Origin of the sequence: Metabacillus niabensis (genome assembly GCF_902829255.1) — a bacterium.
GTDB lineage: Bacteria > Bacillota > Bacilli > Bacillales > Bacillaceae > Metabacillus > Metabacillus niabensis.
Window position 1 is genome coordinate 1 of sequence record NZ_CADEPK010000455.1, and the last position, 8,140, is coordinate 8,140.

At 30.8% G+C, this 8,140-nt stretch carries 12 protein-coding genes; 2 read left to right on the top strand and 10 right to left on the bottom strand.

Annotation, left to right across the window (positions count from 1 at the left end):
- The coding region (locus HU235_RS24585; protein WP_174881895.1) for a DNA replication protein DnaD at window positions 1–809 on the bottom strand (809 nt) is incomplete at its 3' end.
- A 388-nt stretch (window positions 810–1,197) separates the two neighbouring features.
- The gene (locus HU235_RS24590; protein ID WP_174881896.1) at window positions 1,198–1,668 is read right to left on the bottom strand and encodes a WapI family immunity protein; all 471 of its coding nucleotides are present in this window, start codon (window positions 1,666–1,668) and stop codon (window positions 1,198–1,200) included.
- A gap of 262 nt (window positions 1,669–1,930) precedes the next feature.
- On the opposite strand from HU235_RS24590, the gene HU235_RS24595 reads away from it, so the two are divergent.
- On the top strand, window positions 1,931–2,161 hold the full coding sequence (locus HU235_RS24595) for a hypothetical protein (protein WP_174881897.1): 231 nt from the start codon (window positions 1,931–1,933) through the stop codon (window positions 2,159–2,161).
- 25 nt (window positions 2,162–2,186) lie between these two features.
- Window positions 2,187–2,639, top strand: coding sequence for a hypothetical protein (locus tag HU235_RS24600; RefSeq protein ID WP_174881898.1), 453 nt, complete (start codon window positions 2,187–2,189; stop codon window positions 2,637–2,639).
- 490 nt (window positions 2,640–3,129) lie between these two features.
- Here HU235_RS24600 and HU235_RS24605 read toward each other — a convergent pair whose 3' ends face one another.
- The 8 genes from HU235_RS24605 to HU235_RS24635 all read right to left on the bottom strand — a co-directional run bounded on the left by HU235_RS24605 (window position 3,130) and on the right by HU235_RS24635 (window position 8,054).
- Complete coding sequence (locus tag HU235_RS24605; RefSeq protein WP_174881899.1) at window positions 3,130–3,411, bottom strand: hypothetical protein; 282 nt, start codon at window positions 3,409–3,411, stop codon at window positions 3,130–3,132.
- A 253-nt stretch (window positions 3,412–3,664) separates the two neighbouring features.
- Complete coding sequence (locus HU235_RS24610) at window positions 3,665–4,228, bottom strand: hypothetical protein (protein ID WP_174881900.1); 564 nt, start codon at window positions 4,226–4,228, stop codon at window positions 3,665–3,667.
- A 253-nt stretch (window positions 4,229–4,481) separates the two neighbouring features.
- Window positions 4,482–4,733: a YrhA family protein gene (locus tag HU235_RS25625; protein WP_217451466.1), complete on the bottom strand. Its 252-nt coding sequence runs from the start codon at window positions 4,731–4,733 to the stop codon at window positions 4,482–4,484.
- A 46-nt stretch (window positions 4,734–4,779) separates the two neighbouring features.
- Window positions 4,780–5,019 carry a hypothetical protein gene (locus HU235_RS24615; protein WP_174881901.1) on the bottom strand — a complete coding sequence of 80 codons (240 nt, stop codon included), beginning with the start codon at window positions 5,017–5,019 and terminating at the stop codon, window positions 4,780–4,782.
- A 282-nt stretch (window positions 5,020–5,301) separates the two neighbouring features.
- Complete coding sequence (locus HU235_RS24620) at window positions 5,302–5,676, bottom strand: hypothetical protein (protein ID WP_174881902.1); 375 nt, start codon at window positions 5,674–5,676, stop codon at window positions 5,302–5,304.
- Between the two features lie 147 nt (window positions 5,677–5,823).
- Complete coding sequence (locus HU235_RS24625) at window positions 5,824–6,075, bottom strand: hypothetical protein (protein WP_174881903.1); 252 nt, start codon at window positions 6,073–6,075, stop codon at window positions 5,824–5,826.
- A gap of 255 nt (window positions 6,076–6,330) precedes the next feature.
- Complete coding sequence (locus HU235_RS24630; RefSeq protein WP_174881904.1) at window positions 6,331–7,569, bottom strand: PoNi-like cognate immunity protein; 1,239 nt, start codon at window positions 7,567–7,569, stop codon at window positions 6,331–6,333.
- 269 nt (window positions 7,570–7,838) lie between these two features.
- Window positions 7,839–8,054: a hypothetical protein gene (locus HU235_RS24635; RefSeq protein ID WP_174881905.1), complete on the bottom strand. Its 216-nt coding sequence runs from the start codon at window positions 8,052–8,054 to the stop codon at window positions 7,839–7,841.
- Window positions 8,055–8,140 lie beyond the last annotated feature (86 nt).

Genomic DNA, 8,140 nt, shown 5'->3' on the forward strand with positions numbered 1-8,140 from the left:
GCTTTTAATATCATTTCCTTTGGCTGTAAAAAGCTAGAATGATCTAACCACAACAACAACTGTTCTTTTGCATTTAGGTTTGAATAACCAAAACCATTATTATCCCAAAAATCAATAATTTCCTGTGCATCACTTGATTGTTGATTTTTTGCCTGATCCTCAACTTTTGGAGTGTTCTCCCTATTATGATCATTCTCAATAAATGGGGTAAAAGCTTGTTGTTTTTGTTGTTGTTTTTCTTTTTTATTTTCTTTTTGTTTTTCTTTTTCTTTTTCCCCACGAATCGTAAAAGGGTACAAAGAATCTTCTTTAGCTTCATTCAAATCGTTTTCTACTGGTACGTTTTCTTCAGTTTGCTTACTATCTTCATTACTTAAAGAGTTTTCAGGTGCACAAAAAGATTCGAATAGGTCACGAATCTCCTGTTTTGGAATTAATTCTGCCACATATTGAATGAGTGAGGTGTCCTTTACTGCTTTTAATTCAGAGGCGATACAATCCATGACAGGCTTACCACCCTTATGGAGGTTTTCCTTCCCCCAGTTTCGAATGGCTAGCTCTCTTGTTTCTAGATTGTAACGGATAAGCTTATGTTGATGAATGAAGCGTTCCATTAACATTTGGACAGTGTCTATTGAATATCCTAAATCAAACGCGATTTGTTTTTTCGTAATTCTGTATATGCCAATTTGTGTCGTTTTTGTATTCGTAAGGAGATATAGATAAAAATATCTTTCCTCTGGAGTCATTTCTTCTATTACAACCGGATCATCCCAAAAATCTGTATGTATCATTCGATATTTACCCATTTTCCATCACTACCCTTTCGTTATAAAAATTATCTTCTATATGATATATAAGGGAATTTTAGTAATGGGGTAGCGTGGTAATTGAAAAGGCTAAGGTAATTTTTATTTACAACGGAAGGGCTTGTTCTCTTTCCATTTATATGAATATGCCCAAGGAAGTAATCCCCCACTCGAAGGATAAGCATCTTAATATAAATTCATTTTATGCGGCTTTAACGATACATTAAAAGTTCCGGAAAAATTTAAAAGGCAGGGGGAAAACGAAGGTAAAGCATTTGAGGATTGAAATGGTGGTAACTGATGATTTTATTTTAATTTACTTACCGGCTAGCCCTACCATCAAAAAAATTGCCTTACAGAAGTTTCTCTCCTGCAAGGCATAACTATTTTATAATATAGAATTTAATTGTGATTTCAATCCGACACTAAAGTCTTCTAATACGGATACAGAAACAACAAACCTGAAACCTTTGTCATACCCAAATGACCTTCCATCTGAGTATGTGCCCACATTAATCCACAGTTCAATATAAACCTGGTCATCTTCATAAGTTTCATCAACTGCTAATTCAAAAAAACCTTCTGAACTACTAAATTGATATTTTTCTATATTTAGATTACCGGATTTTTCACTAACAATTTTATCTAAATTATTAATTAAATTTTTAGCTTCTAATAATGTGAAAGTTGCCCCCCTCTTTTCTAGGTACTCGTAACTTTCTTTTTCAACAGTTAATAGTAATTCAAATGGTATCCAATTCTCAAAGTCTTCTCTACTATCCTCATAGTGAAGAAAACGATTAGCTATAAAGTTTAAAGTCATTTTTACATTTTTTTCATCATTTATTAATACTGCCATTCAATCACCTCATTTCATTGGTAATGATGTATAGCCACCATTATTATTCAACATTTTCAAGACTATGTTCAAGGGTAAAAACAGTGTCCCTGCCATCTCTGTATTTTTAGGATAAATAATTTCACCGTAATATTATAGTTATATACTTTACTGCTATGGATATAGTATAGTTATTTCGTAGCTATTTCTAGTAAAATGGTAATAGGTAAAAAATCATTAGATGTAAAAAGTGATAGTTAATTTTATTGTTAGGAGGGGGAACATGGAACTAGCATCAATGTTTTTTGGATTTATCTTTGCTTTCATTACTTATAGGCAATCAGGTTTAAATTATAAGTATGGACTTATAGGTTGGGTTACTGTATTCTGGGGATTTTGGATTGTTTGGGCATTAATCTCATTTTTTATTTTGTTATTTTTAGGATTTCTAGCCAAATGGGTTTTCATAATTCTAATCGTTGTATTTATTATTTCACTTTTCAGAAAGAAATAATGAAGTATTTAAGGGGGAATTGGTAATGATGAAGATAGACTCTTTTGAGGAACTTAAAGCTGTAATTGAAGGTGGATTTACATATTTAATGACGAATTTTAATGATGGAAAAATATTATGTCATCCTGTAGCGCAAGTTACGTTTCTGCCTTCAAATCTGGAATTTATTCCAAAGGATATTAGAAAAGGAATTTCCCTAGGTTGGTTTCTGCTTTATTCAAATGATGGTCAAAGATGGACATATAATTTTAAAGAAGTATATCAAAATGCATTAAATAACGAAGGACAATTTTATATAAGTGATTGGAAACTTAATGTGTTGTTTAATGTTGAATATTATATGTTCGAGGAGATTATTAGTTTATTAACAACTGTTTATGATGATTTCACGCTAATTGAAGGATATAAGTGGAAGCAAACTAATGAAGTTGGACATATACAACATTTTGATTTTAAAGAATACTTTTTAAATGAATAAAGTATCTCTTAAAAACTCAAACTTCGCATCTTAAAAAGTTAGTAAATCCATAGTGATTCTAAGTTTCATCTATGGATGGTACTGTTATCCAATGATGTAATGATGTGAATTAACTGGAGTATGTGCGGATGAATTACAAAAGTATCTAAATTACTTCCATTTTTGGAGATTGAATAAAAAACTTTTCCTATTAATCAGATAAGGTAAATTAAGGATTCTAAGTACTATTTGCCCACTTGTTTGATTATTGCATGAAATAATCATATTCAATTGTCTAATACTTATTTAACCATCTAGAAGCAGAACCACAAGCGTATAAAATTCTATGATGGTTAAATTCATCCACCGATAGAACTTTTTGTTGATAATTCAATATCTTACAAGTAGATATTCATTAGCAACTCCCATTTTCTGTTCTATCCTCAAGGATTATTTGACCAATTGAATCAAGATTAATTATTTTGAATTTATATTGAAGTCTATCTAAAAATCATCTCCACCTCCAGGCAATTACCCCATCAGGATAAACTGCAGGTATGCATATCCCCTTTTTCCTATTTTCGTCATCAATAACAAACCAATTGTTATCATCTACCCATTCTTCACTAAAGTTAGCTTCTTCAAAATCATTTTCCTCATCAACTAACGCTGCAAAAAAATCATTGAATTTGTCTATATTTTTTGAAGGGGTAATCTCCGCATAAACCCACATTCCTTCAACACCAGTATTGTGTATATCTCCTAAATATTCGTTTATAAAGTATAGTTTCAAAGTTCTCACTCCTTGGGCAATACCTTAATATTTAGACCAGGAACTTTCCCTTTAATCGAATACTCATTAAAGTTTAAAGCACATAAGATTACACAGAGTATATCCAACTGTTTGAATAATATAATCATAGAAAAATTCTTTGGCTTAATAATTTTAAAATTTATACTCTCTTTAAGTCTCATCCTTATCCTGACTTTCTACAAACAATCTTAGTTAAAACACAGAATTTTATACCTCCTATTGTTTACATTGCTTACAATTCAATTTTAAAAGGATAAGGATCATCCCATAGATTAATTGACAGGTTCATTTCACGTACTTGCTTCACAGCTTCTTCGCACTGTATTGTACTCCCAATATCAACAAAATAATCATAATCAAATCTCACAAACAATGAGTCTGATTGTAACTGTGTCCACACATACTCTCTCAGAGCCAATTGAGTAATAAGCTTTACCTCAGATAACCCAATAGTCATTCCTTTTTCAACTTCTTTAAAAAATTCTAGCATTTCTTTAGATTCCTCCAAAGAAAATCTAGCTTTTAAAAGACTGGCTTCAATCAGATCTAACTTTAATGTTTTTTCGAGTTGGTTAACAATGAGTTTATTTGAATTTGTACAATTCATAAAAGCCTGGATAGCCTTAATAAAAAGCTCTTCAACTGTTAAATAATCACTTTTCAAGAATGTATTTCCATTATACGTATTTCCTATATCTGAAACAGACGACCAAGTAGGACTGCTCCCTTTTCCACTTAAAGGAAGCTCATCATTTTTATATTTAGATATTTGCCAATAATAATTAATTGCACTCACCAACTTATAATGTAATTACCGTAGCAACTAATTTCGCATTACTAAACTTAGAATAATCTTGATTCGCTAAACACCATTCAGGAATTTTATTGGTTTTAATACAAGTAGTATAAACATAATACCTCCTACTTTAAGGTAATATCTCTTAAAATTACGCTTTGTCAGCGACACTTTTTATTATCAAACTTTAAATTCTATTATCCTAATAAAAAAAGACTAAAAAGGTACAATGATGGCCACCCCTAGTCTTTGATTATAATATCGAATCAGTTAAAAGTTTGGCAATAATTCCATCAAATCGGTCGAAATATTCCATTTCGTCACCACCAGGTTTATCAACTATAACGTATTTTTTACTTACAAAATCATAAACATACCAAGATATATTATCTTCACCGATAAATATATATTGTTTTTGATGTTCATTTTCATACCAAATTTCGCTTAATTCAATAAAACCATTTATATGCTCGTCAGGCTTTTTTTCTAAAAGTCTTTCATCTATATACCGTAAATGATAAAACCGTTAAACTCATATCCGTTCATTACTTTTAATAAATCAATATATTCCTCGGTAAATCAAAACCAAATTTCTTCTTTACTTCATCAGCAAATATTTGAATCTCTTTCTTATTTGCAGGAGCGTCTAATTTGTAGTTAAACTTACTCAAAACTTTTTCTACTTCTACTAGTTTTTCTCTCCACATACTATTCATCCTTTTAATGTTTTTCGGATATATATATCCATCTGGTATTGGAAATTCAATTGTTATCTTTTCGCCTCGTTTCATTTTTATATAATTTCACTTTGAAGTCTTCTTTTACTTCGACATCAATATCTTTCTTTATGTATTTATCCTTCTTCAGTTTTTCACCTATAACTCTTATGACATCATATAAATCACCTATACTTTTTATAACAGAATTTCCCATACAAGTCACTAAGGTTAGGGGCATACATAAAATTAAATAAAAAATTAAATTTATAGGTCACACCCGATACATCCATAGTTACTAATAGTGAAAATGCCTGCCACTTGTTGTTCCAACAAACGACAGACACTATTTACTTGCTATTCATCAACAGTCACATTTCTAGACAGTACCCATCCATTTAATCCATATGAGGATCGTATTTTATAGTACTGATAACTATTTTTTTGAATATGATGTACAATTTCATCCACATGGCAATAATCCATTGGCCAATCATAAGCTTTCCCTTTATTTAACAATTCTTTATTCTCAAGTACAAAGGAAGCAATCTCTCCTTCTACGATATCTAAAAGTATGCTATTAGGTATCTGGTTTTCAAAATGGAAAGCTAAAAAATCCTCAAACAAAATCCTCACTAACTTATCATGGTCACTCAAAGCTATAATTTCTATTTTCGAATTCTCAAAATCTATTTGATAATTTAATATCTTACAATCATGAATATTATTCATCAGCAGCAATTCTCCCTCTAATGATATCTGTCAACAGGGATTTTTAATCAAATCCCCTTTCTTTCAATGAAGTAACTATTGAAAAATGCCTGTCACTTGTCGGATTTGACAGATGACAGACACTCTTCTTTTCACCAATAAGAATTTTCACTCTCTTTCCAACTCGAGAGAACCATTAACTTCAATCAATTCTCCAATCCTTAAATTAATATTCTTCTCAAATTCTATCATTATATGTTCACCTAACTTATCAATACTGCATATGACAGTGGCATCGTCTTCAATCCGCTTAACCATTCCAAAAGCTTTTATGCTTGGAGATTTTTCAATTGATTGGATGAATCCAACTTTAGGAATACTTTTTAATACTTTGCATTCAGTTACTAAACCAATTTTCAAAGCACCTGTTACAGTATCCCCAATAGTTAATAAGTTTGTCACTGCTGGATTTTGTATGTATTCATCAAATTCTATAAAGTGTAGCCATTACATTGTTTTAAATTGATTGCTCCAAGCCTTAATCCATCTTTCATAACCCTCAGAATAGATTTCTTTTACTTTAAAGCTTTCTTTCATTTTTGCACTCCTTATAGAAGTTTATTTCCATTTTCATACTCCTTAATCATTTCTCCAAGAATATTCTTTGCAATAATCTTATTGAGCTTCTTCTACATCCTCTATATTCACTTCATACATATGCTGGATATTCACTTCTTTTGGAACCCATGCATAATAATTCTGATCATTATTTAAAATAAATTGAACTAATTTTGTTTCTGAATCATTCCAGAAATTTTTGATATGATCAACGTAATCCTCTAAATCCTCTTTATAGTCCAATTGTAAAATATACTCTCTATCTGTTAAGGCAAAAACAATTAAAGTTCCAAGTAGATTTTTCCTTTTGTTTTCTTCATTATAATCATCAATCGAAAACCATATTTGATCTAATTCAAGGGGCTCTTTATATTTTTCATAAAAACGCTCATCTTCTAGCTCTTCATAATCTTTTATGAGTTCATCGACAAAGGAATGCCATCTCATTGGGATGATTTTTTCTAATAAAGGATTGCTTTCGATTCCCTCTTGCCAATCTTTTTCCTTTTCCATGTCCATAACTAAGTACTCATTAATGTTGAAGTGCTTGAAATTCATTGAATTCTTGTAATGTGCCAAATCATATGGATAGTGATTATTGTCTTTTAGATTTGAATCATCAAGTTCTAAAATTTTTGTTAGCGCTGCGGTTTCAAAGCCCCAAAAACCTACATACCCAGGTTCTTTATGCGCATTTTTCCATTCATAATCATAGTGACCTTTAAACCATTCTTTTTCCATGTATGTTTGCATTCTTTTAGATGCTTCTCTTTTATCAGTTTGCGCAAGCTCTATAATTTCTCTAGTTTTTGAATATGGAATTTCTTTTTCGTAATGATCGGTAATTTTTGACCATCCACTATCACAAGCACATAGTAAGTAGTCAATCACGAAATCTTTAATATTCTCTTTCCCTACTAACTTTTTTAGTCTTTCTATATTTTTTTTATCAGTTTCTAGTAATATTCCCAACGAAATCATCCAAAGAAAATTTATATAGCCAACTTCTCTAGTCCCGATATGTTCTAGATCATAAATTGCATTATGAAAATCTTCCTCTATAGAACTGATATCTTCACCTAAAGAATACTTTGCTCTAATATTCTCCATCTCATAAATAAAATTTGTTAAGTAACTTGCTTCTATGATACTTTTATTATCTTTTTTATTCCTTTGTATCCCTTTCTTAGTATCTTCTTTTAAACTTCTAATATCTTCTCTATTTTCTTGAATAAACTCAATATTATATTCAATTGTTTCTCTACATTTACCTTCAATACATAAACGATCTCTCATTCTATTTGATTCCTCCTAGCCTCTGAATTAGGCATTCTACATCCAACGTATGTTTTACTTTGTATATACTCTTTCAACATTATCAACGTCTAGAGTATTGAAATCTCTTCTCTTGTTCAGTAGTTATGCCCTTTCTTCGCGTCATCGAATTGTTCCACTTTCTCTTTTTAAATCACAAACATCGAGAAAGCCCCACCGCAAGCTAGCTGTACCATGCTTTGATCACCGGATTCTGAATGCCTGCTTCCAAAATGGGATAAAAACCGTCCCTATACTTCAAGAATTCCAACTTGCTTCCTTGTTGCAGGAACCATCTCTTCTGGTCTTTCAATAAAGCTGTTATGATAAATAGTAACGAGACAATTATCACACGTTTTATAAATTTGTTTAGTATCAATTGACGAAGAAATTTTCAAATTTGAATCTTGGCAGCTCGGACATATTTCATCCGTCGTAAATGTTGCAATATCCCATATCAAGCTCATAACATGTTTACATATTTCTCTCAGTAAAATTGGGGATGTTTTTTATGTAATGTTTATAGCTAATTCAATATTATCCTCAGTTGTAC